Below are 26,945 nucleotides of genomic sequence, written 5' to 3' on the forward strand. Positions count from 1 at the left end.
ATAATGAAACACTTATTTGTTGCAACTTCAGTATTTGGCGTAACAGCAGTATTGATGTTGGCAGGATGCAGTCTGGTTCAACCTAAAAGTGAAACGTTGCATTATCAGTGTGGCACAACCCGGCTGACCGTTGCTCAGGACAACCGCCAAGATAAAGTCAATTTGGTGTTAGATGGTGAACAGTTGACCTTACCTCAGGTGCGTGCAGCTTCCGGCACTAAATATAGCGACGGCCACTATAGCTTCTGGTCGAAAGGAAATAGTGCTTTTGTTGAGCGTGATGGAAAAGTCATTATCAATGACTGTGTTTTGATCAAGTAATCAGGCCGTTGTCTGCTCTGAGTGATTGTGATTCTTGCTCTGCAAGGGCAGAATAATAGTCACTGCTTTCCTGCGCGTTACAGAGCTTATATGACTGACAAGAATGAATTTGATGTTGCAGATCTACGTCGTGAATATATTCGCGGCGGTTTGCGTCGCAGTGATTTAACCGAAAACCCACTGGACTTATTTGAACGTTGGTTAAAACAGGCCTGTGAAGCGCGTTTGCCTGATCCAACAGCTATGTGTGTGGCTACGGTAGCTGCCGATGGCCAACCTTATCAGCGCATTGTGCTGCTGAAGCATTATGATGATCAGGGTATGGTGTTCTATACCAATTTGGGCAGCCGCAAAGCGCAGCAACTGGCTGAAAATCCACATATTAGTCTGTTGTTCCCTTGGCATATGTTAGACCGGCAAGTCATTTTCCTCGGAACCGCAGAACGGCTTTCAACCCTTGAAGTGCTAAAGTATTTCAGTTCCCGCCCGAAAGATAGCCAGATTGGTGCCTGGGTTTCCCAACAATCATCGCGTATTTCTGCTCGTGGTGTATTGGAAAGTAAGTTCCTCGAGTTAAAGCAAAAATTCCAGCATGGTGACGTGCCATTACCCAGTTTTTGGGGCGGATTCCGCGTTAAGTTTGACTCTGTGGAGTTTTGGCAGGGCGGTGAGCATCGCTTGCATGACCGTTTTATTTATCAACGGCAAGCAGATGCATGGAAAATTGACCGTTTAGCTCCTTGAGAACGATGAAATAATTGTGGTTAAGCCTAGCGCTCGTGTGACGGGCGCTTTATTCTATACCCTTCGTACTTGAAGCCGCAGGGGTGTTTTTACGTTCGTTACTCGGCCCACCCCTGAGTCTCGCCTCTGCGAGGCCACGGCAAGCAGATTTGTCACCCGAATTGCTTATTTCTTATTTGAGTAAGCTCAGTGGGATTTATTTGCTTGCTGCCTGGCTGCAACACCAAGTTCTTTGGGTATAAATCCTCTTTTCCTGGTAAAAGATAATTTTTGTAAAAGACAATTTTTTGTGAAAAACAATGGAGTCGTTGATGACCAGCAGCAACCTGATTAAACAATTGCAAGAGCGGGGCCTCGTTGCCCAGGTTACGGATGAAGACGCGTTAGCAGAGAGACTGGCGCAAGGGCCAATTTCACTGTATTGCGGTTTCGATCCTACCGCAGACAGCTTGCATTTGGGTCATCTGGTTCCGTTGTTGTGCCTGAAGCGTTTCCAACTGGCTGGGCATCGTCCCGTGGCGCTGGTCGGTGGCGCTACCGGTATGATTGGTGATCCAAGTTTCAAGGCCAGCGAACGCAAACTGAATACGGAAGATACGGTTAACGAATGGGTGGAGAAAATCCGCCGTCAGGTTTCGCCATTCCTCGATTTTGATTGCGGTGAAAACAGTGCTATTGCGGCCAATAACTACGATTGGTTTGGTGGCATGAATGTGCTGACCTTCCTGCGTGATATTGGCAAGCACTTCTCTGTTAATCAGATGATCAATAAGGAAGCGGTTAAGCAACGCCTGAATCGCGATGACAGTGGGATTTCGTTTACTGAGTTTTCCTATAACCTGTTACAAGCTTATGATTTCGCTTGCCTGAATAAAGCTCACGGTGTGGCGCTGCAAATCGGCGGCTCTGATCAGTGGGGTAATATTACCTCTGGTATTGATTTGACACGTCGCCTCCATCAGCAGCAAGTTTATGGCCTGACCGTGCCATTAATTACTAAAGCTGACGGCACTAAATTTGGTAAAACCGAAGGTGGTGCGGTATGGCTTGATCCGAAGAAGACCAGCCCTTACAAATTCTACCAGTTCTGGATTAACACCGCAGATGCCGATGTTTATCGTTTCCTGAAGTTCTTTACTTTCATGAGTATGGAAGAAATTAACGCGCTGGAAGAAGAAGATAAAAACAGCGGCAAAGCGCCACGTGCGCAGTATGTTCTGGCCGAAAATGTCACCGGCATGGTCCATGGTGCAGAAGGCCTTGCTGCCGCCAAACGTATTACCGCGAGCTTATTCTCCGGTGATTTAAATGAGATGACCGAAGCCGACTTTGCTCAGTTGGCACAAGATGGCATGCCGACAATTGAACTGGGCCGCGATGCTGATTTACAACAGGCATTGGTTAATGCTGAGTTGGTCCCTTCTCGTGGGCAGGCGCGTACTATGATTGGTTCTAATGCTGTCGCCATTAATGGTGAAAAGCAGGCAGACCCAGAATACATCTTTACCGATGCTGATCGCCTGTTTGGGCGCTATACCTTATTGCGTCGTGGCAAAAAACATTATTGCCTGATTAGCTGGCTATAAGAATGAAATAAGATAAGGGGCCGAAATGCCCCTTATTTTTTGGCTAATGTTTTGTTAGCTGATGTTTTATTCCGGTCAGCGCTGTATTACAAAGTGGGCATGGGTGCCCTTAACTTTAGGCCGTTCCAATGAAAAATATACTTTCGATTCAGTCTCATGTTGTTTTTGGCCATGCGGGTAATAGTGCTGCTGAATTTCCTATGCGCCGAATGGGGGTCAATGTTTGGCCGCTGAATACCGTCCAGTTTTCCAACCATACGCAATATGGTCACTGGACCGGTTGTGTGATGCCCGCCAGCCATTTGACTGAAATAGTACAAGGCATTGCCGATATTGATCGGCTGAAAGATTGTGATGCGGTATTAAGTGGTTATATCGGTTCACCCGAGCAGGGCGGTCATATTCTGGCTGCGGTTGCACGCGTAAAACAAGCCAATCCGAATGCCTGGTATTTTTGTGATCCGGTCATGGGGCATCCAGAGAAGGGCTGTATCGTCGCCCCAGGGGTGGCAGAGTTCTTCTGTAAAGAAGCCTTGCCTGCCAGCGATATCATTGCACCGAACCTGCTTGAACTGGAGCAGCTTAGTGGTGTGCGGGTTGAAAGTGTCGAACAGGCCGTTAAGGTTGCTCGTGATCTGTGCGCCCAAGGGCCAAAAGTTGTGTTAGTTAAGCACCTAAGCCGCGCCGGTTATCATGCTGACTGCTTTGAAATGTTATTAGTCACGGCCGATGAGGCATGGCATATCAGTCGTCCGCTGGTGGACTTTGGTGCCCGCCAACCGGTCGGTGTGGGTGATTTGACCAGTGGTTTATTGCTGGTGAACTTGCTGAAAGGTGAAGCCCTGGATAAGGCACTGGAGCATGTTACTGCCGCTGTATATGAAGTGATGCTGAAAACTCAGGAGATGGGTGAGTATGAACTTCAGGTTGTCGCCGCTCAGGATGGAATTGTTAATCCCGTCAGTAAATTCTCTGCCATCAAGTTATAATCCCTGCTATACAGTGCCCCTTAATGGAGGGGCACTCTAATTAATCAAATGACTTATTTCTTAACGTCTTCTGCGGCTAATGCGGCTTTAACGGCTGGGCGTTCTGCTACACGGCCCATATATTTATCCAAATTACTGCGCTGGGTAATATCAAGTTTCAGCGCACTCGCCCAACGAGTGACAGTAAATAAATAGGCATCAGCCACGCTGAATTTTTTGCCTAACAGATAATCGTGTTGTGCTAATACGCTGTCTACATAACTGAATTGTTTATTCAGCCGCTCACGTGCGATCGTTTTATAGTCATCCGGTGTTTTCGGGTTAAACAGTGGGCTGAAACCTTTATGTAATTCAGTCGCAATGAAGTTTAGCCACTCAATGGCATGATAGCGGGAAAGAGTCCCTGATGGGGCAATCAGGTGGCGGTCTGGCACCATATCTGCCAGATATTGCACGATAGCAACACCCTCAGTGAGCAGGCTGCCATCATCCAGTACCAAGGCGGGTACCTGTCCTTTTGGGCTGATGCTTAAATAGTCTTCACCCGTTTCAGTTATTTTGGCCACCAGATCGACACTCTCAATACTAAAATCTAACCCTGCTTCACGTAATACAATATGTGGAGACAGAGAGCAGGCACCGGGTTTATAGAACAATTTCATCACAAACTCCTTAATCGATCACTGAAAGAAAAAAGCTTCCTTAATCCTAAGGCAGGCGGGGGAAAAATGCTGCTAGCGGTGTAATATAATTGTGCGGGAAATAAAATTAGTCGCAGAAATAAAGTGTTGTCCTACAGCAGTGAGTATCCACCGCTGTAGGTAATCCCTGTCTGTTATTATCAGGCAGTGGAAATCAGTTACCGTGGTGGGCGAGTGCTGATCGATGCGGACCAGCTAAAAGTGGTAGTACTTGGTGCGGTTTTTTTGGTTTTTCTTTCTACGCGGGTTAACTTGGCGACTTGTTCCCGAGCGTTCATGATTTTATCTATTGCTTCTTCTCTTACTTTATTCTGTTCTGAATTGGTTAAAGCCCTTCCTAAATTTATTCTGGCTCTATCGAGTTGCGTTTTGACGTCACGTTGCTCACTTTCGGTCATTTCTTTTAATGTTAGCCTTTTCATTTTTTTCGCCTTGTTTGCATCAGTCTTACTCAGTGTACAACCTTATCCTGCGTGTGGATGTAAGAGATTGCGATCTGGGCGACATTAATCACCATAAAAGCCTGATATTAGCCCCAGTCAAAGCTAATAAAGCGAGAACCAACGGAGTAACAGCCACCGCTCTCTGTACATGTTATCAGGAGCGGTGTTAACGAAGGGAATGTTTGGAGGTCATAATAGCCGTGAACCGTAACCCCACAGCAATACAGTCAGACCAAGGAGTAACTCTAATACCAGCACGCCGATGGCAAATGTGGAACCGGAGAAAATAAAACCTTCTTGTCGGTCAATATTTAAGAAGGTGGGGATCGCCAAATACATCAGGTAGCCTGCATAGCAGAGTGCAATGATGCCAACCAATAAGCACAACCAGATAATCGGGTAGAGGGCAACCACGCCACCTAAAAACATGGGCGTTGCGGCATAACCGGCGAATAAGGTACAGCTTTGCCAACTGGGCCGGCTCTCATAGCGGCGGGCCATCCAATAAATCACTCGTCCCATGAGAGCTACCGCCGCCAAAATCAAAACATAGAAAATAATGGCAAAATAGAGTGCGGTAAGGGGCGCCAGTTTTATTATCTGACCATCACCAAAGTTCCAGCCCACTTGTGTGGTGCCGATAAACGCGCAAATCACGGGAATGGCAGCCATTAAAAGGACGTGATGGGCATACAGGTGGCGGACACTTTCCCCCTCGCGTTTAATTTGCTGCAATTCCTGACTAGGACGGGTCAGAAGCCCCCATACATGGTTTATCATAAATCACCTCCTTGCCGGTTATTGACCGCAAATAACAGACGGGTTTCATTCTGATATCGCTCAAAATGGGGTTAACGCTGTGCGGTCTGTTATCAGTATAGTTTATTTTTTGCGCACAAATAATGTGACGAAGTTATCATTGATAAGGCGAGTGATATTCATCATCTTAGTAAATGTTTAAGATGAATCAGTGAATTAATCAGGTATTTTTAAACAGGAGCCGTTTATGGGTATTCAGGGAAATGATAGTCGAATTGACAACATAGAGTTTGCCGTCGGTGATATTGCCCGCTCGAAGGATTTCTATGGCAAGGTATTCAATTGGCGCTTTACTGACTATGGCCCAGGATATTGTGAGTTTACCGATGGCCGACTGACCGGCGGCTTCACCACCCTGAGTGACGTTCAGCCCAACGGTGGGCCGTTAATCATTCTGTATGCTGATGATCTTGAACAGACGCAAAAACGGTTGGAAGAAGCGGGAGCCTCTATTGTGCTGGCGATATTTACTTTCCCCGGCGGGCGTCGTTTCCACTTTACCGACCCGGATGGCTATCAGTTGGCGGTATGGTCTGATAAATAAGTATTGAATTTAGGACTTATTCTCGCCAAACGACAGGCTGTCTGAGTTTTACGTGGGAGTTGGCAGGATAAAGCACTTGGCACGCGTGCTTTATCCTGCCGGGCAATTATGCGGCGGTTACTGGGGTCGCTTTATTACTCTCTGTTGGTGCGAGAGTCATGCGATACAGTTTTGGTGCGGTGAGCATCATCAATACTGCGATAATGGCAGTGACAATACCAATCTGCATAAATACATGGCTATAGATTGCCAGTGATGCATGGGCATCAGTAATATCACTTGGCACCGCAGTTAATGCTGCAACTTTACCGGCGATCAGGGCTGCTGCTGCCGTCGTCAGGAACCATGAACCCATGATGAAGCCCATCAAGCGCTGAGGTACCAACTGCGCAACCATCGCCAGGCCCAGGCCCGAAATCATCAGTTCCCCGATACTTTGCAATGCGTAGCTCAGGATCAACCAGTTAACGGACACAATACCATGTTCGTTGGCGAAGCTGGCACCCCATGGTAGAACCAGGAAGGCCGCAGAGCAGAGCACCATACCGAAAGCAAACTTGTGTGGCATTGGTAGGCGGTCACCCATCTTATTATAGATAGCCGCCAGTATTGGGCTGGCTACCATGATCCAGAACGGGTTCAGCGCCTGATACTGTTCTGGTTCGAAGGTAATACCAAAGATTGAATGCTCAACGTTATGAATAGCAAAGAAGTTCAGCGACGTTGGCATTTGGCTATACAGCACAAAGAACACCACCGCTTCCAGCATCAGTAAGAATGCCACAATCATTCGGCGGCGGGCAGTGCCATGCAGAGAGAAGGTCTCTTTGGCAAAGATACAGATGATGCCCAGAGATACTAATGCCAACGCCCAACGTGCCACTATTTGGTTATGCAGCAACCAGCTTGACAGCGTGACCAGTGCAACCACACCCACCAATACCATCAGTAACTTTTTAATCTGTAGTGGTGCAAAGTCAGGTTTTGAACCTTGATTTTTTACCCATTTACGGCAGAACCAGAAGTTTACCAAGGTGATCAACATACCCACTACGCTCAGTGAGAATGCGACGCTCCAGCCATACTTCGCCGCTAACCATGGGGTGGCCAGCATAGAGAAGAATGAACCGATATTGACGGACATGTAGTACATGGTGAATGCGCCGTCTAAACGCGGATCATCTTTGTTATAGCATGTTGACAGCAGAGAGGAGGGGTTGGCTTTGAACAAACCATTACCAACCGCAATGGTCGCCATACCCAGATAAACCCAGAAAATGTCATGGCCCGAGTAGGCAATCATGGCATAACCGACTGCCAGCGTTAATGCACCAAGCACGATGACACGTTTGGCACCGAGTACCTTATCGCCTAACCAGCCACCGATGGCCACAAAGCCATAGACCAGTGCACTGAAGGATGAGAACAAGGTGATGGAGTCGGCTTCGCTCATCCCGAGCATTTTTACCAGATAGACGGCCATGATCCCTTGCAGGCCGTAATAACCAAAGCGCTCCCAAAGCTCGATAGAGAAGATCAGGTAAAATGCTTTTGGTTGTTTGAAAGCATTCATACTGATGCTTTCGGGTTGCTCACTGTTGGGTGGCTGTTGACTGTTGTTTGCTGTTGACACGGGGACCTCTGTTTTTCACTACCGACCATAAATGGTGGGAGAGACAAAAGTGAATGCGCGAATCGGCATCCTTTTGCATTGTTATAAGATGTTTAGCGGCGGTTAATGTTCACTATCTTTGTCAACGAGACAAGGCTTTTGCAATATTCTGTTACATATATCTCAAGCAGGGCTATGCGACCATGTTACAAATGTTATGCAGTATTAACGTTTATGTTTTAGCTGTTTGACGATTTTTTGTTTTGATTAAAAGCTGAACTGATTTTATTTGGTGATATATTCTGCTATTTGATTGGTTAATGGTTTATATGGTCATATGTGAGTGAATAAACAATTCAATATTGTGGTTATTGTGAATAATCTGAAATTATCCAAATTTCGTTCAAATGTTAATCAGTAAAATGCCTGAGTTGAAAGATGAAATGGGATCTGGATCAGATAGCTGTGTAAATTTTTCGCGCGAAAAAGGCCAGCACGGCAAAACATGCCACAAAGGGACGATGGTATACTGGATAGAATCATGACAATCTGAGTATCTGTATGGATATCAAGCAACTGGTCTATCTCTGTAATCTGGAGCGCGAGCGCCATTTTGGTCGTGCGGCTGAGGCCAGCTTTGTCAGCCAGCCAACATTGTCGATGCGTCTGAAAAACCTGGAGCGGGAACTGGGGGTGGCACTGATAAACCGGGGTAATAATTTCGAAGGATTTACCGCCGAAGGTGAGCGCGTATTAGCCTGGGCCAGAGAGATTGTCTCTGTCTATCAAGGGCTAAAGTTAGAGGTGGAGTCCCTTAAACATGGTTTAAACGGCACGCTGCGTATTGGTGTAGTACCACAATGCAGTATCTCGTTGGCACTATTACTTAAAAGTGCCAGTGAACGCTATCCCCACCTGGATTACCGTGTTTCAGTGTTAAGTGCTGACCAATTACTGGAAGCTTTAACCGGTCACTCGGTCGATGTGGGCATTGGTTTTTTTGAATTGACCACCTTGAATGAGCTGCATTTTCAGGTACAACCGCTAGTTGACGGGGGCATTGACCTGGTGTTTCACCCCGGACATTTCCCTGATTTGATCGGGACTGAGCCGCTGGCATTGGCCCAAGTGGCACAACTGCCGCTCTGCCTGGCTGAACCCAGCCGTTACTTCCGCCGTTATCTGGATAACAGTTTTCGTGATGCCGGTCTGTCGCTGCATGTGCGGCTGGAAAGCACTTCTATCTTTCAGTTATTACAAGGCATCTTTGTCGGTTTAGGTTGTGGCTTGTTCCCGCAGGGCAGTCTACTTGAGGATATGTCACCCGACCTGCAACGGCGGCCGGTGGATATTGAGAAGATGAGTCGGCATGCTGCTGTCGTGGTGGCTGAACCAGGGCGAGTTACACCGCTGGCCCAGCACTTTTTTGATGTCGCTAAAGTGTGGTTGGCTACCCACTAAAACACTGCAATCCGCAATTGCGGGTGAGTATCAAACAGCTTGCCCCAGCGTTTGTCTTAACCGGTTGGTCCATCCGGCTGCGGCGATGTCGAAGATGATACTTACCAGTTGCTGATTACTGACACCCAGAGCTAACAATGGACTGATATGTTGATGACTAAAGCGTTCTGGCGCGCGAGTCAGCTCGGCTGCGGCATAGATAAGCCAGTGGATAATCTGCTCATCAGATTGAGTCGCCAAAGCGTTATCAATCCCCGCGTCAAGTGCCGTTATCAATGTGGTGTTAGGGGTTAATTGCTGCAATTGGTGTTTATGGATAGCCAGACAGTAGCGACTGCCATTGATGCGCGCAGTCACCAACGCCACCAATGCCAGCCAATCAGGTGGCAGCAACAGAGGATAATGTTGCCGGGTGATAATGGTGCGGTACGCGAGCAGACTTTGTTGATGATGTTGCAGCAACTCACTGAGGGTTATCTCTGTTTCATCTGACGATGGCTCAGATGAAATGATCTCTGAGGGTAACCAACCTTGCCATTGCGCTACAGATGACGCTATCAAGCCTGCGGGAGCATCTTCCATGCGCGGAAAACCGGGCAATATTACCGTAGGATATCCAGCGAGTGCACCAAGGGCTGCCACTACTCTGGCTTGATAACTAACAAAACCAATAATCTGCGATAAAACGATAATATCTGTAGCGGTTAAACCTACATCAGCGAGTTGTTGCAAAGCATGCTTATCAATTAATGTCGGCTGACTGGCCAGTTGACGGGCATATTGGGTTATCTGTGTCAGTCGCATATTACTTTCCCGCGATGCGTCCGGGCTGGAAAGTGGCGTCAGGCGGGCGGCATAATGGCTGCACAACCGTTGAACCCCGGTAACTTGTGCCACCGTCAGCGCGGTACTTAAGCGGTCATACAGTGAAAATGTGTGGTCTCGGTTCAGCTCGACAGTGAGCGGGAAAAGTGCCTGATACATTGCATCTGAGGCAGACAAAATCGCGGCATGCTGGCGTAACGGGTCATCTAATCGGGCGGGAATAGTGTCGGCTAAGCCAAGCAAAAAGATACCCTGTTCAATGCTGTTCTCATTTGTCAGCAGATTATCGCCATTACAACTATTAGCACTGTAACTCTCGTCGGTGACGGGGGCGGCGTAGATCTCCGGGTTACCGCTGCGTTGAGTTTCATGATACCAATGGGCATTATCCTGTTGTCGAAATTGCACCATGATGACCTCCGTTAGGGACAGCAACGCGCCCAGGTTAACGATAAAGAGGTTGTAAGCACCGTTTGGCTATAAACCGGGAGCGAGTCAGTGACAAGGGTAGGTAGTGCGGTATCGGACCGGGAGCATAGCAAAGTAGTCGGTATCAACATCGGCAAGATATCCTGTTGTTTTATGGAATGAACACAGTGGATATCATTACTGATTGAGTTTGCGAGATAAAATAATGTTAAACCATAATCCATAACTAAAAGTAATAACATATTATTATATATAACAAAAATGTTGTTACGTTAGCGAATAAATGACTAAAGAAGCAGGAAAAAATCCGCGCTGAGGTGAGCGCGGAATGGGGCATCGTGGCGGTAAATGGTAGGGCAGAAAACCCGCTTAGAAATGGCCTGAGTCCCGCCGCCAGGCATCGGCGGTTAAAGCTTCACCAAAGTGGCTGGAAATCAGCCGCTTAGTCAGATCGTGCAGCGGGGATGCCAGTACCTCGGCCGTGCTACCACGCTCCACCACTTCCCCTTCATGCATCACAATCACCTGATCGCTGATATGTTTCATCATGCCTAAGTGCTGGGTGACATAAATATAAGATATGCCATGTTTTTCCTGTAATTCCAGCATCAGATTAATAATCTGTGAGCGCATGGACATATCCAAAGACGCCAGTGCTTCATCGGCAACAATCACTTTAGGTTGCAGGATAAGTGCCCGTGCCAGTGCGATACGCTGCTTCTGGCCGGACGCCAACATATGCGGATAATAGTTAGCGTGATCGGGCAGTAATCCCACTTGCCGCAAGGTCTGATAGATTCGTTGCTCACGAGCCACCGCGTCTAAATCAGTGTTCAATTTCAGTGGCGCATCCAACAACTGGCCGATGCGCTGACGCGGGTTAAGTGAGGTGCTCGGATCCTGAAAAATCATACGGATACGTTGGCTGCGGTAAGCATAATCACCGTAGGACAGGCGATGATCGTCAATCAGCAATTCACCATCAGTTGGTTCAATCATGCCCGACAGCATTTTTGCCAAGGTGGATTTACCGGAACCGTTCTCACCAATCACCGCCAGGGTCTGGCCTTCGCGTAAAGTAAAACTGACCGATTTGACCGCTTCCACATGCTGACGACGAAATAGCCCGGTGCGGTAGCGGAAGGTTTTGCTCAGATTACGGACTTCGAGCAGAGTCTCTGCCATTATTGCTCCTCCAGATTTAAGGGGAAGTGGCAGGCAAAGGCGTGGTTTTTTACCAGCCGCAAGCGCGGTGTTTCAATACAGGTTTTTTGCGCATAAGGGCAGCGAGGCCCAAGGCGACAACCAACGGGCAAATGCTCCAGTGATGGAATAGCCCCAGGCAAGGTATTTAAGCGACTTTTATGTGGCAGGGAGCGGCCAAAATCGGGCATGGCACGGATCAGCGCCTGAGTATAAGGGTGGTGGGGCGCGGCCAGCAGGTCTTCGCAAACGGCACTTTCCACAGTTTGGCCACAATACAGCACGTTAACCCGATTCGCCCATTTACTCATCATCTGCAAGTCATGGCTTATCAGCAAAATAGTGGTGTTGTTATTCTGATTAAGTCGCGCCAGCAGACGGAAAATTTGTGCCTGAGTGGTGGGTTCCATGGCATTGGTGGGTTCATCGGCGATAAGCAGCCGAGGTTGATTAGCCAGTGCAATGGCAATCATCACCTTTTGGCATTCACCTTCAGTCAGCTCATAGGGATAACTGCGCATAATATCTGTGTGATCTTTAATCCCTACACGGTGCAGCAGCTCAATTGCCCGCCGTTTGCGCCAATGAAAACGTTGCCACCAGCGACCTTTATAGGTCCAGCCCGGTATCGCTTGTATCAATTGCCGACCAATATTTTCTGAGGGATCCAGACAGGATTGCGGTTCCTGAAAAATCATCGAGATATTATGGCCGATCACCTTGCGTCGTTCGCGTGGGGTCAATTGCAACAGATCGATATCGTCAAAACGAAAACGGTCAGCGGTAATGCGCCAGTTATCTTTACTGACCCCACAGATAGCTTTGGCGATTAAACTCTTACCGGAACCGGATTCACCCACCAGGCCACGGACTTCACCCTCAGTCAGGGTAATACTGATGCGATCAACCGCTTTGACCATCCCTTCAGAGGTCATAAATTCAATGGTGAGGTTACGAATATCAAGTAACGGCATTATTCCACCCCCGCATTAATTGCCCGGCGCATACCGTCACCCAACAGGTTAACGAGCAGTACGCTGACTAAAATCGCGCCACCCGGCAACATCACGGTCCACGGGGCGACATAGACTAAATCAAGTGAGTCCCCCAGCATCGCCCCCCATTCCGGTGAGGGCAACTGCGCGCCTAAATCCAAAAAGCCCAACGCAGCAATATCCAAAATTGCCATTGATAGTGCCCGGGTAAATTCAGTGACCAAAACAGCGGCAATATTGGGGAAAATAGCATAAGCCAGAATATGAGGGGTGGAAGCCCCGTCCAAACGGGCGGCAATAACATACTCTTTATCTAACTCATCATGTACGGCGCTATAAATGGTTCGCACCATTCGGGGTAGCAGTGCCAGCCAAACCGCGAACATGGCATGTTCTAAACTCGGCCCGACAAAAGCGACCACAATGATGGCCAGCAGCAGCGACGGAATAGAGAGCAGGGTATCCAGCACATGATTAAGAATAGCGGAGCGAAAGCCGTGAGTGATACCGGCAAATACACCAAGGATCACGCCACACAGCGCCGCAGCCAGTGTGACTAACAGTGCCGAGCCATAAGTCGATGCGGTTCCCGCCAATAATCGGCTTAAAATATCGCGGCCGAGATCATCAGTGCCAAGGAAGAACGAAACGTTACCATAGCGCGACCAGGAAGGCGGGAGCAGTTGGTAGCCCAAAAACTGTTGGTCAAGGGCATAGGGTGCCAGTGTATTGCCCAACACACAAAGCACCAAGAGGGCGAGTACGCCGTAGAAGCCCACCATTGCCAAGGCATCGCCATAGAAAAGCCGCCAGGTATACAGCAACGGGCTGGGCATTTTCTTCTCACGGTAGACATTATCGAAGGGCATACCATTCCTTATGCTTTAGCGGTGTCATCATTGCACCCAGAATATCTGACAGGACGTTAATGACGATAACCAACGACCCGACCACCATTACCCCCGCAGAAATGGCGGCGTAATCCTGCTGGCGAATGGCGTTTATCAACCAACGGCCCAATCCCGGCCAGTTAAACACCACTTCGGTTATCATCGCTAATGTCAGCATGGTGGAAAACTGTAACCCCAGTTTTGGAATGATGGGCGGCAATGCATTATGCAGCACATGGCGGCGAATAATGGTAAAGCGTGATAGGCCGCGAGTGGCGGCGGCTTTAATGTAGTTTTGCCCGATAACATCATCGGTACTGGTGCGCATCAGGCGAATGACTTCGGTCGTTGGGGCCACCGCCAGTGCGGTGATTGGCAGGATCATATGCTGCACAGCACTGAGCATCATCTCTTTGCGATACGGCGAAGGTGATAGCCATGCATCGACCAGAGCCAAACCAGTGACCGGTTTCACTTGATATAACAGGTCAAACCGGCCAGAAACCGGCAGCCAACCTAAATGCAGTGAAAAGAACAACATCAACAGCAGCGCCAACCAGAATACAGGAATTGAGAAACCAAGTAATGCGACAGAACTGATGGCGATATCAGCCCATTTCCCGCGCATCACACCGGCAATAATCCCCAGCGGAATACCAACAAATAGAGCCAGGGTAAAGGCCAGCACACATAATTCCATAGTGGCGGGGAAGGCTTCACGCAATTGCTCGCTAATAGGTTGACCATTGATGCTAGAAACCCCGAAGTCCCACTGAAACAGGCTACTGAAATAGAAGCGGTAAGCATCCATTAAGGATGCGCCATTTAACGGCGCATGAGGGGTAAAGTAGCTCAGGCTAAAACTGACCAGTGACAACATAAACAACGTTATCACTAATAGTAATAAGCGGCGTAAGGTGAAGATAATCATGGTTTTTTGCCCTCATTGCTCTCACGGAACACGCCAGCAAAAGAAGAATTGCCAAACGGGCTTAATACCAAACCTTTAATATCATAACGGTATGCCTGTAACCGTAATGAAGATGCTAATGGCAACAGTGGCAATTGTTGCTCCAAAATACGCTGAGCTTGCTGATAATATTCAATACGCGCGGATAATTGCTGGGAACGTAATGCTTTTTGCAGCAATTCATCAAACGCCGGATCACACCAATGAGCATAGTTTGTTTGCGAACGAATTGCCGCACAGCTTAATAGCGGGCGGAAGAAACTGTCCGGGTCATTACTGTCTGTCGACCACCCCGTCAGCGTCAGGTCGTGATTCATCTCCATCAGCCGCGCCTCTTGGAATCGGCCTTCGACCGGCACGATATTGACCGTAATCCCCACCTGAGCCAAATCAGCCTGAATCAGTTCCGCCGTCTTTAATGGGCTGGGATTATAAGATTGCGAGGCGGTCGGCACCCATAGATTGAGTTGTAAATTAGTCAATCCAAGCTGTTTTAGAATCTCTTTAGCTTTTTCTGGATTATATTCGGTTACCTGGGCCTGATTGTCGTATGCCCATGATGCACGAGGTAAAATAGACGCCGCGGTCTCAGCGGTACCGTAATAGATTGACTGCATTAATCGCTGGTTGTTAATCGATAATGCGATCGCCTGCCGCACCCGCTGATCGTTGAGTGGTGGCTTACGGGTATTGAATGCCAAATAAGCTACGTTCATCCCCGGGCGCAGTGTCAGGCGCAGGCGAGGGTCATCTCGTAAAATGGATAATTGGCTGGCCGCAGGATAGGCCAACACATCACACTCGCCGGTCAGTAGTTTGGATAAGCGGCCAGTACCACCCGCACCCAGATCGATAACCACCTGCGGCATGCGCGGTAAACCTTTCCAATAATCACTGTTACGGAACAGACGAATGTATTGCCCGGAGCGATATTCGTTCAACAAGAAGGGACCGGTCCCCACAGGCTCACGATCGATCTGCTCTTGTCGGCCTTTTTGGGTCAACACGTCGGCGTACTCGGCAGAGAGTACTGGTGCATAATGGGTAGCCAGATGCCAAAGGAAGGAGGCATCTGGAGCCTTCAGCTTAAATTCAACCGTATAATCATCCAGTTTTTTGACACTTTGCACTGCGTCGGCAAATTGTAAACTGTCGAAGTAAGGGTACTCGCCCCCATTGACATTGTGGTAGGGGTGTTGTGAGTCAAATACCCGCTGAAAGCTGAATATCACATCATCTGCGTTCATCATCCGGGTTGGGGTAAACCAATCGGTGGTCTGGAAGGGGACGTCTTTACGTAAATGAAAACGATACGTCGCGCCGTTATCCAACACTTGCCAACTTTCAGCTAATTCAGGGATTAAACGGTAGGTATACGGGTCAACGTCCAGCAGGCGGTCGTAAAGTTGTGCTGCCAGGGTATCGATGGTCAATCCGCTACTGGCCATCTGCGGATTAAAGGTATTGAGTATCCCGCTGACACAATAGACGAAGCCACGTTGGCGGATATCCGGCAGCGGTTGAGCAGGTTGAGGGGCCGGGGCGGGTTGCGCCAGCGCTGATGTCGCAAGGCAAGACAACGACAGCAAGCAAATAAGTAAAGCACGCATAAACGCTTCGCAGTAAGTAAGCAATACTCTTAGTGTACCGTAATCTGACACTCGCCCCAATCCATTGAGTAAAACAACTGCACTGTCTGCTGGTTGTTGCAGCAATCGAGGTGAATAAACAGCAAATTGTTGTTTATACGCGAGGATGTAGTGAGAGCAATGGGGGGGCAGCGGCGGTGTTCGATGCTGTAATTGAGTATAATTCCATCATAATCAGTGCGGGAATGAGAAAAATTCTCAACAAAGTGTTTGCAAGTGCTATTGATAACCATTATCATCATTTTGCTCTTCGAGATAAGGCCAGTAGCTTCTGGTTTTAGACAGGAAAGCACGACATTGCTCACATTGCTTCCAGTGTTTTTTAAGCCAGCTCGGGTGCTGGCTTTTTTTTTTGCCTGCCGCTATTAATTTCCTTTCATATATTATGGGTATCGATGCCCGATTAAACGTTTCATTTTAAGTTATATTTATCATTTATGTGACCAGATTTTTTGAGCTATAACATCAATAGGCCAATTGCTATATTCACACCTGAAAGATGTTAGCAACCAAACTGGGCTTATAGAGTATGGAGGCGTTATGAGCCGATATCAATTAATGATTTTATTATTTATTTTCGGTGTGATAAATATTAATTGTTGGGCTAAGCCGCCGGATGTTGTTTAGCGTGTGGATACCCGCGACCATCAAGAAATATTCAGTCAGGGTTTTTACTCTTTAGGTGATAATGATATTGTACTAGAACACCTTAGTGGCAGCAGTTGCCGTGGTGACCATATTACATCAGCGGATAGTGCATTTATTTCTATCACAGCAGATAAAGGGTTTACTTATTATTATTTAGAGCGAGCGTTGAAAAAAATACCAACGACAAAGGGCAGAGATGTATTGGATTATATTTATCAGATAAGAGGTGGTAGTAATATGTATAGCGCAGATTATACATTGGATTTTTTATTACGACTGGGGCCGAGTGGTATGCAACAGAAACTTCACCGTATTTTTCGTTATTCACCGTTCTTATCGGAATGGATGGCGCATAGAAGAATTTTAGCAGAACAAATTATGTCAGCAGCTTCATACCTGTTGCGTCAGGGCAAAGTTATAGCTAATGAATTTATACCCAACTCTTTATATCGGCAAACACGTTCGAGCGCCAGTGCGAATCCTTATCATAATGCTTTTATTGTGCCTCCAGTTTTGAATATTATGCGAACCTGGATGCCCAGGATTGGAATTCGGCCGATGGTCAGGGCGTATTTTGGCAATATGGAGTCAATAAACCTTAAGTGGGATATAGATTCAACCTATATAAATAATAGAATGTTTAAGCTGATAGTGATTTTTTAATGATGGGTTTGATATAAAAAACTAAATATAGAGGTGTATTATGAAATTAATTTTTTTCGGGTTTGTTGTGTTTTTTTGTAGTTCGGCGTTGGCGACGAAATCTGGGAATTTAAAATCACAATGTGATGCTGATAACGGTACTATGATTTATAATCAAATAATTAGAAATTATAATGCGACTATTATGTGGCGACCCGGTGATATATCAGTTAACGCGATTAATATTAAAGTGGATGATAATTGGTATGGAACCATAGCAGAAGATAAAATTAATGGTAATGGAGGGAAAGGATTATCCAGTTTTGCGCAAGCCGCATATTTAATTAGTCTTCCTGTCAATGTTTGTGTTAAAGGTAAATATCTGCGGGGGGTGGGGGGAGTCGATTAAGTTTTCGCTCAGAACAGCAGGTGATAATCCTCTGCGCTGAACGAAGTATTTTCTACTGATCACTGTCGCCACTCAAAATAGCGTGTTTCTTTAACATGCCGCGTAACTGATGGTAGGTTAGCCCGAGTAAACTGGCGGCTTTACGTTGATTAAATCGTGCCTGTTCCAAAGCATGTTTTAACATCTGCTGTTCACTGTGATGTAACCATTGCTTTAGATCGAGGGGCAATTGAGGTAATGCCGCCAGGTGATCATCGACAACTTCTGGATCTTTGCTTTCAGAGACTTGCCGCACAGCAAAAGGATTGATAATAATATTATCCAATGGCTGACTACTGCTGCCATGGCGATAGACTGAGCGCTCAACCACATTCTTTAACTCACGGACATTCCCCGGCCAACGGTATTGCAGTAATTGCGCTTTTGCCGCAGAGGTGAAGCCCGGAAACAGTGGTAAACCTAACTCTCGGCACATCTGGATGGCAAAGTGTTCAGCGAGTAACATGATATCTTGCTGGCGTTCACGTAGCGGCGGTAGTTGCACCACATCAAAGGCGAGCCGGTCCAGCAGGTCGGCGCGGAACTTGCCCGCCTGCGCTAACGCGGGCAAATTGTCATTAGTAGCACAAACCAATCGTACATCCACTTGTAGTGGCTGACTGCCGCCAACGCGCTCCAGATGACCATACTCAATCACGCGCAGTAACTTTTCCTGTACTAGCATGGGGGCTGTTGCCAGTTCATCCAAAAAGAGCGTACCCCCATCCGCGCGTTCAAAACGCCCTAAATGGCGCTTCTGAGCACCGGTAAACGCTCCCGCTTCATGACCAAACAATTCTGAATCGAGTAAGTTTTCATTCAACGCGGCACAGTTAAGTGAAATGAACGGCCCCTGCCAACGGTTTGATAAATAATGCAACCGATGAGCAATCAGCTCTTTACCGGTACCTCGCTCACCAATCACCAATACCGGCTTATTCAGCTTTGCCAGCCCGGAAACTTGCTCCAGTACTTCAACAAAAGAGTTTGCTTCGCCTAACAGGTTTTCTAATTGCTCGCTCATGATGAAATTCGCCAATAGTTGGTTAAAACACTCACTTTACATTCTATCTTAATTTAAGCAGAAAATATTTTTTTGTTATTTTTCAACTTATTAAAACTCATGAAAAGTTGGCACGACTCTTGATAATAGTTATTCCACAAGAGTTAGGCGAATGGATGCAACCAGACGCCACTATTTCAGAAAGCCATTAAGTCAAAGAGGACATACATTATGGGTATTTTTTCACGCTTTGCCGATATCGTGAATGCCAACATCAATACATTGCTGGATAAAGCGGAAGATCCACAAAAATTAGTACGCCTGATGATTCAGGAAATGGAAGATACACTCGTCGAAATTCGTTCAACATCTGCCCGCGCATTAGCTGAGAAAAAACAGTTGTTGCGCCGCATCGATCACAGCGCAAGTCAGCAGCAAGAGTGGCAGGAGAAAGCCGAGCTGGCACTGCGTAAAGATAAAGAAGATTTAGCCCGCGCAGCACTGATTGAAAAACAAAAAGTTATTGCACTGATTGATACACTGACCCGTGAAGTGGCTACAGTGGAAGAAACACTGAGCCGCATGAAACATGAAATTAGCGAGTTGGAAAGTAAGCTAACTGAAACCCGCGCCAGACAACAGGCGCTGACCCTGCGCCATCAGGCTGCTGCGTCATCTCGCGATGTGCGCCGCCAGCTCGATAGTGGGAAACTCGACGAAGCTATGGCACGTTTTGAGCAATTCGAGCGGCGTATTGACCATATGGAAGCTGAGGCTGAAACTGTGGGGGTCGGCAAACAAAAGTCGCTGGAAAGCCAGTTTGCTGAACTGAAAGCAGATGATGAAATCAGTAACCAGTTGGCCGCCCTGAAAGCGAAAATGAATTCGGCTGAGTAATGGTCTTGATCCATTTGCGTAAGCCCTATCTTTTGCTCTGTTTTATCGCTTTAGTGGCGAAAATATATCGAGCGGGCCGTAAGCAATAAAGCGGCCTGCCATAATTAAAATGCGGATACCCGCCAGATGATTAAGGGGAACGAATGAGTATCCTGTTTCTTGCCATACCACTGACCATTTTTGTGCTGTTTGTCGCACCTATTTGGTTATGGCTGCATTACAGCAATCGCCAGCAAAGTGGCGCTCAGCTTAGTCATCAGGATATGCAGCGCCTATCACAGTTAACTGATGATGCTCGCCGGATGCGGGAACGGATTCAAACATTAGAAGAAATTCTTGATGCGCAACATCCGAACTGGAGGCAGTCATAATGGGCGATGTTTTTAAAAATAATATGTTAAGTGGCAAAAAACTGTACCGGGTGCCAGAAGAGGGGATGATCAAAGGGGTGTGTGCTGGTCTGGCCCACTATTTTGATATTCCAGTACGATTGATTCGGGTGATGGTGGTGTTATCCCTGTTCTTTGGTTTGTTTGTTTTCACTATCGCGGCCTATATCGTACTGACTTTTATACTGGAACCGGTCCCCGCAGCCAGTTTTAATGGGCAGCATGAAGCAACGCCTCGTCAGCTTCTGGATCAACTAGAGTTTGAGTTGGGCGCCGGGGAGCAGCGTTTGCGCCAGGTAGAGCGCTATGTCACCTCTGAGACTTTTGGTGTCCAGAGCCGTTTTCGCCAGTTGTAGTGTTACCAATTATTGCAGCCGGGAATGTTGCCCATAGATGTTACTTACCTATCCATATAGCCTGCCGGAGGGCAAAAGATGAACAATAATCCCGCCCGTTCACGTGCAGGTGTAGTATTAACGTCACTGGTTAAAATTATCTTTACTGTTGCATTGGCCTATGGCCCGGCCAGTGCGGCTGGCTTGATAGTAAAGAGTGTGAGCCGCAAGCCCCTGCGTTGGTTGCTGCTGATGCTGCTAGAGCCAATGTTAAAACGCGCAATGCAGGCAGCTGCTGGCCAATTTGCCAAGGAGAAGCATGAAACGACTGCAAAATGAGATTACGTCTTTGGTTAATCGTGGGATGGATCGCCATCTCCGCTTAGCAGTAACCGGCTTGAGCCGCAGCGGGAAAACTGCCTTTATTACTTCGTTAGTGAATCAATTACTTCATGTCCACAGCGGTGCACGTTTGCCGCTGTTTTCGGCTGTGCGCGAAGAGCGGCTACTGGGTGTAAAACGGGTGCCGCAGCGTGATTTGGGTATTCAACGTTTTACCTATGATGAAGGATTGGCGTCTTTATATGGCACACCGCCAAACTGGCCAACTCCAACCCGTGGCGTCAGTGAAATTCGCTTAGCATTGCGCTTTCGTTCTGGTGATTCGCTTTTGCGCCACTTTAAAGAGACATCGACACTTTATTTGGAGATTGTCGATTATCCCGGTGAATGGTTACTGGACCTGCCTATGTTGGAACAGGACTATTTAAGCTGGTCCCGCCAGATGGCGGGCCTACTACAAGGGGATCGCGCACAGTGGGCCAAACCTTGGCTAACATTGTGTCAGCAGTGTGATCCGTTAGCACCGGCAGACGAAAACCAGCTAGCGGCCATTGCACAGGCTTATACCGATTATCTTATTCGCTGCAAGAATGAAGGCCTGCATTTCATTCAACCCGGGCGGTTTGTCCTGCCTGGTGATATGGCTGGTGCGCCTGCACTACAGTTTTTCCCGTGGCCGGAAGTGAATGAACTGAGTGAATCACGGCTGGCGCAGGCGGATAAACATTCCAATTTGGGTATGTTACGCACCCGTTTTAGCTATTACTGCAACTCGGTGGTGAAAGGTTTTTATAAAGAGCATTTTGTCCGATTTGATCGACAAATTGTGCTGGTGGATTGTTTGCAACCCTTGAACAGCGGGCCGCAGGCATTTAACGATATGCGCCTGGCTCTGACCCAATTAATGCAGAGTTTCCATTACGGAAAACGAACGTTATTCCGTCGCTTATTCTCGCCGTGTATCGATAAGCTGATGTTTGCGGCGACTAAAGCGGATCACGTGACGGCGGATCAACACGCGAATCTGGTATCGTTACTCCAGCAATTAGTGCAGGAAGCCTGGCAAAATGCTGCTTTCGAAGGGATCAGTATGGATTGTGTTGGGCTAGCATCGGTACAGGCGACAGAAAGTGGCATAGTCGAACATCAGGGGCAAAAAATCCCTGCATTGCGTGGCCATCGCCTGCTGGATGGTGTACCGCTGACGGTATTCCCGGGGGATGTCCCGGCGCGTTTGCCTGGTCCGGCATTCTGGCAGCAACAGGGTTTTCATTTTGATGAATTTCGCCCACAAGCGGTGAATGTTGATAGCCCATTGCCCCATATTCGGCTGGATGCAGTGATGGAGTTCTTATTGGGAGATAAGTTGCGATGAGTGAGCCGTTGAAACCACGGATAGATTTTGAACAGCCTTTGCAGCCTCTTGATGAGCCAGTATTAAAAGCAGCACAGGCTTTTGATCAACAAACCGCGCAGAACTTCTACCCTGCGGCACCTGAACTAGACGCTGAAGATGAAGAAGGGCGGGTGGAAGGGTTGGTGAATGCTGCGCTGAAACCCAAACGCAGTCTGTGGCGCAAAATGGTGACGGCCGGACTGGCACTCTTTGGTGTCAGCGTGATTGCCCAGTCAGTGCAATGGGTTAATCAGGCTTGGCAGCAGCAGGATTGGATAGCACTGGGGGCAACGACTGCCGGTGGGCTGATTGTGGTAGCTGGGGTCGGTTCGGTGTTGACCGAGTGGCGGCGTCTATACCGTTTACGCCAGCGGGCACAAGAGCGCGATGTCGCACGCGAACTTTTGGTGAGTCACGGTATCGGGCAAGGGCGCGCCTTTTGTGAAAAACTGGCGCGTCAGGCCGGATTGGAGCAAGGGCATCCGGCACTGCAACGTTGGCAGGCGTCACTGCATGAGACTCATAACGATCGAGAAGTGGTTGAGTTATATGCCAAACTGGTACAGCCAGCACTGGATAATCAGGCACGGGCAGAAATTAGCCGCTACGCTGCTGAATCAGCATTAATGATTGCGGTCAGTCCTCTGGCGTTGGTGGATATGGCCTTTATCGCCTGGCGTAATATTCGTCTGATTAATCGTATTGCCGCTCTGTATGGTATCGAATTGGGATATTTCAGCCGAATTCGGTTATTCCGCTTAGTGTTACTGAACATTGCCTTTGCCGGGGCTTCCGAATTGGTACGAGAAGTGGGTATGGATTGGTTGTCACAGGATTTGGCCGCTCGTTTATCGGCTCGTGCGGCGCAAGGGATCGGGGCGGGGCTACTGACCGCCCGACTGGGTATCAAAGCGATGGAGCTATGTCGCCCGTTACCGTGGCTGGATGGTGATAAACCTAAACTGGGAGATTTTCGCCGCCAGTTGATTAGCCAATTGAAAAATACGCTGCCGAAAAAAGACAAAGCTAAACCGTAATCAGTTGGCTATTTCAATCGCGGATCGAAGGCGAAGGAGAGTGTTTTGGCGGTACTCAAACAGGCCTGAAAATCTTTGTGGCGTGGGTTGACCAGCATATTGTGTTCTGATGGCACCAGTGTGGACGGGACCAGTAATCCAATTGATGATTCTGATGCCAACCACTCGGTGCCGATATCCATCGTAGCGGCAGGTGCGGGGTCGTTACGCCAGTCAATGGGCCAATCCTGTGGCTGTAACAGCATGATATTGCTATCATCAATCTCAATTTGAAATAATTCAAACTCACTGAGTGTTGAGCTGTCTTGAATATGCACCAGTGTTTCCAGCATTGCCAGTGACACACTACTGGCTAAATAGATGGCAGCGTGGCCTTTATGATTCCAGCGGCCGCCATAGATTTCAGCGCCATAGCCGGTCCAGGTTGAAGCAAGATAACGGCGCATCACAATGCGATAGAGCATCATAAGTATTGCCCCGTCGGGTTGCCAGTAATTGTGAACTTATCCATGTCATCTTCCCTATAGAACTTTTATCCTTCCTGGCACTCCGCTATGAAAATACACCGTGTTCCAGCCGGCCAATTAAATCACAGATTTCTAGCGCGCCGGTTTCGGTCTCCAGCAGTGAGTCAGGGCTGCGATGCCCAAGCCCCTTAATTGGCGTCGACATCCAGACGATGGCTTTGCCTTTATCACCACCAAATAGATCAACGGCGGCATCCATTACTCGCACGAAACGCGCAATTCGCTCGCTCTCTTCCGGGGTAAAACGGCCATCATGGGTGCGTCTGCGGGTTAGACTACGGCTGGGAATACCGGTAGCACGCAATACTTCAGATTTAGGTATGGACGCCCAGAGATGGATGCTGTCGATGACATCGACAGAAAAACCCAATTTGATGCTATCCACCAATACCGTGCCACGACTGGCCGGCAAACCAATTTCACGCCAGAGCGCCCCTGCCTTGGCTGTGGGGGTAGGCTGATAAGCTCTCATGTAACCTCCTCGGTCATATGGCTACCTCTACTATAGCCAGTTGGCCGATGGAATGCAAAGTGTCACCTCACCTTGACGAAGGGACTGATACAGTCAGGCATTATATTATTCTGAATTATTCTTATAAAAACTAATAACTCGCTAGATGTATGGCGCGCAGGCGCTGAAAATCTTACCTTGCTAGCATTGGTCGGGAAAAAAATCAGCAAAAACCCGATTCCTGTCAACTTTTGCTGACAGACTGCTTCATCAGCAAGGGGGGACAGGGTATTATCATAAGCAGAGACTCCGCACCTGCACTATATAAGGTCGATACTGATGCGCTTGGAAGTTTTTTGTGAAGACCGACTCGGTCTCACCAGAGAGTTACTTGATCTCTTGGTTTTACGCAGCATTGATTTACGGGGGATCGAAATTGATCCGATAGGGCGTATTTACCTGAACTTTTCTCAACTGGATTTCAGTGTATTCAGTGCCTTAATGATGGATATTCGACGTATCGAGGGGGTAACAGACGTTCGAACCGTCTCCTTTATGCCATCAGAACGTGAACACCGCTCGCTGCGAGCGTTACTTGAATCGATGCCAGAACCGGTATTCTCCATTGATTTAAGAGGTAATCTTGAGTTAGCGAACCCTGCGGCCCGTGAGCTTTTCTCCCTTCATGAAGAGCGTATTCGCCACAAAACTGCCGGCAGTCTACTCGGGGGATATAACTTTGCTCGTTGGTTTGAAGGGGGGGAGACCGCGCCTCATACCGAACGGGTGTTGATCAACAATCAGGATTACCTGATGGAGATAACCCCCATCGAGCTTGAAGACGAGCATCAGCAGAACCAAACAGTGGGTGCAGTGGTGATGTTAAAATCCACGGCGCGCATGGGTAAACAGTTACAAATCTTATCCGTTAACGATGATACTGAATTTAAACAGATTGTTGCCAGCAGCGTTAAGATGCGCCAAGTGCTTGAGCAAGCCCGTAAGTTGGCGATGCTGGATGCCCCCTTGCTATTGGTTGGTGATACCGGTACCGGTAAAGATCTCTTGGCTCACGCCTGTCACTTGCGTAGCCCGCGCGGGAAAATGCCTTTCCTTGGCCTTAATTGTGCTTCAATGCCGGACGATGTGGTAGAAAGCGAGCTATTCGGCTATGCAGCCGGGGCTTACCCGAATGCCATCGAAGGTAAAAAAGGCTTCTTTGAGCAGGCGAATGGTGGCTCGGTGCTACTGGATGAAATCGGCGAAATGTCGCCACGCATGCAAATCAAACTGTTGCGATTCCTAAACGATGGTACCTTCCGCCGTGTCGGGGAAGAACATGAAGTGCATGTCGATGTTCGGGTTATTTGCGCCACGCAAAAGAACCTGGTGGAGTTGGTTCAGCGTGGTGAGTTTCGTGAAGATCTCTATTATCGCCTTAATGTGCTGACTATCACCTTGCCACCATTGCGTGAGCGTCAGGCTGATATCATGCCACTGACCGAATTGTTCGTTGCCCGCTTTTCGGACGAACAAGGCGTGCCACGGCCGAAGTTGGCTCCTGAACTGAGCAGTTTTCTGACTAATTATGGTTGGCCCGGCAATGTGCGGCAGTTGAAAAATGCCATTTATCGCGCCCTGACCCAATTGGACGGTTTCGAACTGCGGCCCCAGGACATTATCTTGCCGGAGTTTGAAGTTGAAGCCGTACTGGGGGACGAAGTGCTTGATGGTTCGCTTGATGACATCAGCAAACGCTTTGAACGCTCAGTGCTGACCCGTCTTTACCGTAATTATCCCAGTACACGTAAATTGGCCAAGCGCCTTGGCGTCTCGCATACCGCGATTGCCAACAAGTTGCGCGAATATGGTTTAAGCAGTAAGCGACCAGTCAGTGATGACAGCGAAGAGGAGTAAGCAACAGAGCAATGTGTTGCTATAAATGGATAGTATTAAAAACGGATTGTATTAAAAACAGATAGTATTAAAAACGGATTGTAATAAAAAACGGCTGTACCCAGATGGGCCAGCCGTTTTGAGTTAATGCTCCGGTTTAGTTAAACCGAAGTTAACCAGTTATTTCAGTGCTGCCAGCGCGGCATCATAGTTTGGTTCAGTGGTGATTTCGTTAACCAGTTCGCTGTAGATAACGTTATCTTGCCCATCCAGAACCACCACAGCACGCGCAGTCAAACCAGCCAATGGGCCTTCGGTAATGGCCACACCATAAGCTTGTTTGAAATCGGCGCCACGCAGCGTTGATAAGGTCGTTACGTTGCTCAGGCCTTCAGCACCACAAAAGCGTGATTGAGCAAATGGCAGGTCAGAGGAGATACAAAGAACGACGGTGTTCTCAAGTTCGCCAGCCAATTGATTGAATTTACGTACCGATGCCGCACAAACGCCGGTATCAATACTTGGGAAGATATTCAGGACTTTACGTTTGCCAATGAAGCTGCTTAGGGCAACATCAGATAAATCTTTCGCAACCAAAGTAAAGTCTTTTGCTTTATCGCCAGCTTGTGGCAGTTGACCTGCAACAGTCACTGGATTGCCTTGAAAATGTACGGTCTGTGTCATTATTTGATCCCTTTTACAGATGTGTAACACGAAGTTCAGTTTAAGGTAACAATGGCGGCTTGGATATGA

Annotated in this window: 29 protein-coding genes and 1 pseudogene; 16 read left to right on the forward strand and 14 right to left on the reverse strand. The window is 48.0% G+C overall.

The features are described from left to right. Positions 1-3: 3 nt before the first annotated feature. The 4 genes from V1956_RS12775 to pdxY all read left to right on the forward strand — a co-directional run bounded on the left by V1956_RS12775 (position 4) and on the right by pdxY (position 3,640). Complete coding sequence (locus V1956_RS12775) at positions 4-321, forward strand: MliC family protein (RefSeq protein WP_372559108.1); 318 nt, start codon at positions 4-6, stop codon at positions 319-321. Between the two features lie 90 nt (positions 322-411). Next, positions 412-1,065, forward strand: a complete 654-nt coding sequence (pdxH, locus tag V1956_RS12780; RefSeq protein ID WP_372559107.1) for a pyridoxamine 5'-phosphate oxidase — start codon at positions 412-414, stop codon at positions 1,063-1,065. A gap of 311 nt (positions 1,066-1,376) precedes the next feature. Beyond that, on the forward strand, positions 1,377-2,651 hold the full coding sequence (gene tyrS, locus V1956_RS12785; RefSeq protein ID WP_372559106.1) for a tyrosine--tRNA ligase: 1,275 nt from the start codon (positions 1,377-1,379) through the stop codon (positions 2,649-2,651). Positions 2,652-2,779: 128 nt separating this feature from the next. After that, positions 2,780-3,640, forward strand: a complete 861-nt coding sequence (pdxY, locus tag V1956_RS12790; RefSeq protein ID WP_372559105.1) for a pyridoxal kinase PdxY — start codon at positions 2,780-2,782, stop codon at positions 3,638-3,640. A gap of 53 nt (positions 3,641-3,693) precedes the next feature. On the opposite strand, the gene gstA is transcribed toward pdxY, so the two are convergent. The 3 genes from gstA to V1956_RS12805 form a co-directional block, all read right to left on the reverse strand. Beyond that, on the reverse strand, positions 3,694-4,302 hold the full coding sequence (gene gstA, locus V1956_RS12795) for a glutathione transferase GstA (RefSeq protein ID WP_083158755.1): 609 nt from the start codon (positions 4,300-4,302) through the stop codon (positions 3,694-3,696). A 197-nt stretch (positions 4,303-4,499) separates the two neighbouring features. Then, on the reverse strand, positions 4,500-4,763 hold the full coding sequence (locus V1956_RS12800; protein WP_005184457.1) for a DUF3811 domain-containing protein: 264 nt from the start codon (positions 4,761-4,763) through the stop codon (positions 4,500-4,502). 210 nt (positions 4,764-4,973) lie between these two features. Next, positions 4,974-5,564: a Yip1 family protein gene (locus V1956_RS12805; RefSeq protein ID WP_420071514.1), complete on the reverse strand. Its 591-nt coding sequence runs from the start codon at positions 5,562-5,564 to the stop codon at positions 4,974-4,976. 226 nt (positions 5,565-5,790) lie between these two features. Here V1956_RS12805 and V1956_RS12810 point away from each other — a divergent pair, with 226 nt between their 5' ends. Beyond that, complete coding sequence (locus V1956_RS12810; RefSeq protein WP_083158757.1) at positions 5,791-6,147, forward strand: VOC family protein; 357 nt, start codon at positions 5,791-5,793, stop codon at positions 6,145-6,147. A 106-nt stretch (positions 6,148-6,253) separates the two neighbouring features. Here the strand turns inward: V1956_RS12810 and dtpA are convergent, their stop codons facing one another. After that, entirely contained in the window at positions 6,254-7,780 is a 1,527-nt protein-coding gene (dtpA, locus tag V1956_RS12815; protein WP_372569223.1) for a dipeptide/tripeptide permease DtpA, read from the reverse strand. A gap of 540 nt (positions 7,781-8,320) precedes the next feature. Between dtpA and V1956_RS12820 the strand changes: the two genes are divergently transcribed. Further along, positions 8,321-9,220, forward strand: coding sequence for a LysR family transcriptional regulator (locus tag V1956_RS12820; protein ID WP_442825188.1), 900 nt, complete (start codon positions 8,321-8,323; stop codon positions 9,218-9,220). A 30-nt stretch (positions 9,221-9,250) separates the two neighbouring features. On the opposite strand, the gene V1956_RS12825 is transcribed toward V1956_RS12820, so the two are convergent. The 6 genes from V1956_RS12825 to sapA form a co-directional block, all read right to left on the reverse strand. Next, the gene (locus V1956_RS12825; protein WP_442825189.1) at positions 9,251-10,456 is read right to left on the reverse strand and encodes a CMD domain-containing protein; all 1,206 of its coding nucleotides are present in this window, start codon (positions 10,454-10,456) and stop codon (positions 9,251-9,253) included. Positions 10,457-10,843: 387 nt separating this feature from the next. Beyond that, the gene (sapF, locus tag V1956_RS12830) at positions 10,844-11,659 is read right to left on the reverse strand and encodes a putrescine export ABC transporter ATP-binding protein SapF (RefSeq protein WP_032906086.1); all 816 of its coding nucleotides are present in this window, start codon (positions 11,657-11,659) and stop codon (positions 10,844-10,846) included. After that, on the reverse strand, positions 11,659-12,651 hold the full coding sequence (gene sapD, locus V1956_RS12835) for a putrescine export ABC transporter ATP-binding protein SapD (protein WP_372559098.1): 993 nt from the start codon (positions 12,649-12,651) through the stop codon (positions 11,659-11,661). Before sapD ends, sapF begins: the two co-directional genes overlap by 1 nt. Then, positions 12,651-13,541 (reverse strand): putrescine export ABC transporter permease SapC, encoded by an 891-nt coding sequence (gene sapC, locus V1956_RS12840; RefSeq protein WP_372559097.1) that lies wholly within the window; start codon positions 13,539-13,541, stop codon positions 12,651-12,653. Before sapC ends, sapD begins: the two co-directional genes overlap by 1 nt. Continuing rightward, a complete protein-coding gene (gene sapB / locus V1956_RS12845) occupies positions 13,528-14,493 on the reverse strand; it encodes a putrescine export ABC transporter permease SapB (RefSeq protein WP_372559096.1) in 966 nt (321 codons plus the stop codon). The genes sapC and sapB overlap by 14 nt, the downstream gene beginning before the upstream one ends. Beyond that, on the reverse strand, positions 14,490-16,142 hold the full coding sequence (sapA, locus tag V1956_RS12850; RefSeq protein ID WP_372559908.1) for an ABC transporter substrate-binding protein SapA: 1,653 nt from the start codon (positions 16,140-16,142) through the stop codon (positions 14,490-14,492). The genes sapB and sapA overlap by 4 nt, the downstream gene beginning before the upstream one ends. Before the next feature lie 110 nt (positions 16,143-16,252). Here sapA and V1956_RS12855 point away from each other — a divergent pair, with 110 nt between their 5' ends. From V1956_RS12855 to ytxB, 3 genes and pseudogenes are all read left to right on the forward strand, one after another. Continuing rightward, complete coding sequence (locus tag V1956_RS12855) at positions 16,253-16,462, forward strand: hypothetical protein (protein ID WP_442825190.1); 210 nt, start codon at positions 16,253-16,255, stop codon at positions 16,460-16,462. A gap of 259 nt (positions 16,463-16,721) precedes the next feature. Then, positions 16,722-17,492, forward strand: a pseudogene (gene ytxA / locus V1956_RS12860) (putative AB5 enterotoxin ADP-ribosylating subunit YtxA). Positions 17,493-17,532: 40 nt separating this feature from the next. After that, positions 17,533-17,880, forward strand: coding sequence for a putative AB5 enterotoxin binding subunit YtxB (gene ytxB, locus V1956_RS12865; RefSeq protein WP_442825191.1), 348 nt, complete (start codon positions 17,533-17,535; stop codon positions 17,878-17,880). 52 nt (positions 17,881-17,932) lie between these two features. Here ytxB and pspF read toward each other — a convergent pair whose 3' ends face one another. Next, positions 17,933-18,943, reverse strand: coding sequence for a phage shock protein operon transcriptional activator (pspF, locus tag V1956_RS12870; protein WP_420072273.1), 1,011 nt, complete (start codon positions 18,941-18,943; stop codon positions 17,933-17,935). 210 nt (positions 18,944-19,153) lie between these two features. Here pspF and pspA point away from each other — a divergent pair, with 210 nt between their 5' ends. The 6 genes from pspA to V1956_RS12900 all read left to right on the forward strand — a co-directional run bounded on the left by pspA (position 19,154) and on the right by V1956_RS12900 (position 23,318). Beyond that, positions 19,154-19,819 (forward strand): phage shock protein PspA, encoded by a 666-nt coding sequence (gene pspA / locus V1956_RS12875; protein ID WP_372559093.1) that lies wholly within the window; start codon positions 19,154-19,156, stop codon positions 19,817-19,819. A gap of 143 nt (positions 19,820-19,962) precedes the next feature. Continuing rightward, positions 19,963-20,190, forward strand: a complete 228-nt coding sequence (gene pspB, locus V1956_RS12880; RefSeq protein ID WP_032906081.1) for an envelope stress response membrane protein PspB — start codon at positions 19,963-19,965, stop codon at positions 20,188-20,190. Then, complete coding sequence (gene pspC / locus V1956_RS12885; RefSeq protein ID WP_193784654.1) at positions 20,190-20,564, forward strand: envelope stress response membrane protein PspC; 375 nt, start codon at positions 20,190-20,192, stop codon at positions 20,562-20,564. The genes pspB and pspC overlap by 1 nt, the downstream gene beginning before the upstream one ends. Before the next feature lie 78 nt (positions 20,565-20,642). Continuing rightward, positions 20,643-20,882, forward strand: coding sequence for a phage shock protein PspD (gene pspD, locus V1956_RS12890; RefSeq protein ID WP_083158769.1), 240 nt, complete (start codon positions 20,643-20,645; stop codon positions 20,880-20,882). Then, on the forward strand, positions 20,863-22,260 hold the full coding sequence (locus V1956_RS12895) for a YcjX family protein (protein ID WP_083158770.1): 1,398 nt from the start codon (positions 20,863-20,865) through the stop codon (positions 22,258-22,260). The genes pspD and V1956_RS12895 overlap by 20 nt, the downstream gene beginning before the upstream one ends. Next, positions 22,257-23,318 (forward strand): TIGR01620 family protein, encoded by a 1,062-nt coding sequence (locus tag V1956_RS12900; RefSeq protein ID WP_372559092.1) that lies wholly within the window; start codon positions 22,257-22,259, stop codon positions 23,316-23,318. The genes V1956_RS12895 and V1956_RS12900 overlap by 4 nt, the downstream gene beginning before the upstream one ends. Before the next feature lie 8 nt (positions 23,319-23,326). On the opposite strand, the gene V1956_RS12905 is transcribed toward V1956_RS12900, so the two are convergent. Together V1956_RS12905 and V1956_RS12910 are read right to left on the reverse strand one after the other, a co-directional pair. Continuing rightward, complete coding sequence (locus V1956_RS12905) at positions 23,327-23,785, reverse strand: RES family NAD+ phosphorylase (RefSeq protein ID WP_372559091.1); 459 nt, start codon at positions 23,783-23,785, stop codon at positions 23,327-23,329. An 85-nt stretch (positions 23,786-23,870) separates the two neighbouring features. Further along, positions 23,871-24,317: a DUF2384 domain-containing protein gene (locus V1956_RS12910; RefSeq protein WP_372559090.1), complete on the reverse strand. Its 447-nt coding sequence runs from the start codon at positions 24,315-24,317 to the stop codon at positions 23,871-23,873. Between the two features lie 318 nt (positions 24,318-24,635). Between V1956_RS12910 and tyrR the strand changes: the two genes are divergently transcribed. After that, on the forward strand, positions 24,636-26,213 hold the full coding sequence (tyrR, locus tag V1956_RS12915; protein WP_420072390.1) for a transcriptional regulator TyrR: 1,578 nt from the start codon (positions 24,636-24,638) through the stop codon (positions 26,211-26,213). A 159-nt stretch (positions 26,214-26,372) separates the two neighbouring features. On the opposite strand, the gene tpx is transcribed toward tyrR, so the two are convergent. Further along, positions 26,373-26,876, reverse strand: a complete 504-nt coding sequence (tpx, locus tag V1956_RS12920; RefSeq protein WP_083158775.1) for a thiol peroxidase — start codon at positions 26,874-26,876, stop codon at positions 26,373-26,375. Positions 26,877-26,945: the final 69 nt, after the last annotated feature.

It is taken from the genome of Yersinia sp. 2540 StPb PI, assembly GCF_052217165.1.
Taxonomy (GTDB): Bacteria; Pseudomonadota; Gammaproteobacteria; order Enterobacterales; family Enterobacteriaceae; genus Yersinia; species Yersinia enterocolitica_E.

Coding starts and splice junctions, on each gene's coding strand:
- V1956_RS12775 (WP_372559108.1), top strand. CDS start 4: ATGAAACACTTATTTGTTGCAACTTCAGTATTTGGCGTAACAGCAGTA.
- pdxH (WP_372559107.1), top strand. CDS start 412: ATGACTGACAAGAATGAATTTGATGTTGCAGATCTACGTCGTGAATAT.
- tyrS (WP_372559106.1), top strand. CDS start 1,377: ATGACCAGCAGCAACCTGATTAAACAATTGCAAGAGCGGGGCCTCGTT.
- pdxY (WP_372559105.1), top strand. CDS start 2,780: ATGAAAAATATACTTTCGATTCAGTCTCATGTTGTTTTTGGCCATGCG.
- gstA (WP_083158755.1), bottom strand. CDS start 4,302: ATGAAATTGTTCTATAAACCCGGTGCCTGCTCTCTGTCTCCACATATT.
- V1956_RS12800 (WP_005184457.1), bottom strand. CDS start 4,763: ATGAAAAGGCTAACATTAAAAGAAATGACCGAAAGTGAGCAACGTGAC.
- V1956_RS12805 (WP_420071514.1), bottom strand. CDS start 5,564: ATGATAAACCATGTATGGGGGCTTCTGACCCGTCCTAGTCAGGAATTG.
- V1956_RS12810 (WP_083158757.1), top strand. CDS start 5,791: ATGGGTATTCAGGGAAATGATAGTCGAATTGACAACATAGAGTTTGCC.
- V1956_RS12820 (WP_442825188.1), top strand. CDS start 8,321: ATGGATATCAAGCAACTGGTCTATCTCTGTAATCTGGAGCGCGAGCGC.
- V1956_RS12825 (WP_442825189.1), bottom strand. CDS start 10,456: ATGGTGCAATTTCGACAACAGGATAATGCCCATTGGTATCATGAAACT.
- sapF (WP_032906086.1), bottom strand. CDS start 11,659: ATGGCAGAGACTCTGCTCGAAGTCCGTAATCTGAGCAAAACCTTCCGC.
- sapD (WP_372559098.1), bottom strand. CDS start 12,651: ATGCCGTTACTTGATATTCGTAACCTCACCATTGAATTTATGACCTCT.
- sapC (WP_372559097.1), bottom strand. CDS start 13,541: ATGCCCTTCGATAATGTCTACCGTGAGAAGAAAATGCCCAGCCCGTTG.
- sapB (WP_372559096.1), bottom strand. CDS start 14,493: ATGATTATCTTCACCTTACGCCGCTTATTACTATTAGTGATAACGTTG.
- sapA (WP_372559908.1), bottom strand. CDS start 16,142: ATGCGTGCTTTACTTATTTGCTTGCTGTCGTTGTCTTGCCTTGCGACA.
- ytxB (WP_442825191.1), top strand. CDS start 17,533: ATGAAATTAATTTTTTTCGGGTTTGTTGTGTTTTTTTGTAGTTCGGCG.
- pspF (WP_420072273.1), bottom strand. CDS start 18,943: ATGAGCGAGCAATTAGAAAACCTGTTAGGCGAAGCAAACTCTTTTGTT.
- pspA (WP_372559093.1), top strand. CDS start 19,154: ATGGGTATTTTTTCACGCTTTGCCGATATCGTGAATGCCAACATCAAT.
- pspB (WP_032906081.1), top strand. CDS start 19,963: ATGAGTATCCTGTTTCTTGCCATACCACTGACCATTTTTGTGCTGTTT.
- pspC (WP_193784654.1), top strand. CDS start 20,190: ATGGGCGATGTTTTTAAAAATAATATGTTAAGTGGCAAAAAACTGTAC.
- pspD (WP_083158769.1), top strand. CDS start 20,643: ATGAACAATAATCCCGCCCGTTCACGTGCAGGTGTAGTATTAACGTCA.
- V1956_RS12895 (WP_083158770.1), top strand. CDS start 20,863: ATGAAACGACTGCAAAATGAGATTACGTCTTTGGTTAATCGTGGGATG.
- V1956_RS12900 (WP_372559092.1), top strand. CDS start 22,257: ATGAGTGAGCCGTTGAAACCACGGATAGATTTTGAACAGCCTTTGCAG.
- V1956_RS12905 (WP_372559091.1), bottom strand. CDS start 23,785: ATGATGCTCTATCGCATTGTGATGCGCCGTTATCTTGCTTCAACCTGG.
- V1956_RS12910 (WP_372559090.1), bottom strand. CDS start 24,317: ATGAGAGCTTATCAGCCTACCCCCACAGCCAAGGCAGGGGCGCTCTGG.
- tyrR (WP_420072390.1), top strand. CDS start 24,636: ATGCGCTTGGAAGTTTTTTGTGAAGACCGACTCGGTCTCACCAGAGAG.
- tpx (WP_083158775.1), bottom strand. CDS start 26,876: ATGACACAGACCGTACATTTTCAAGGCAATCCAGTGACTGTTGCAGGT.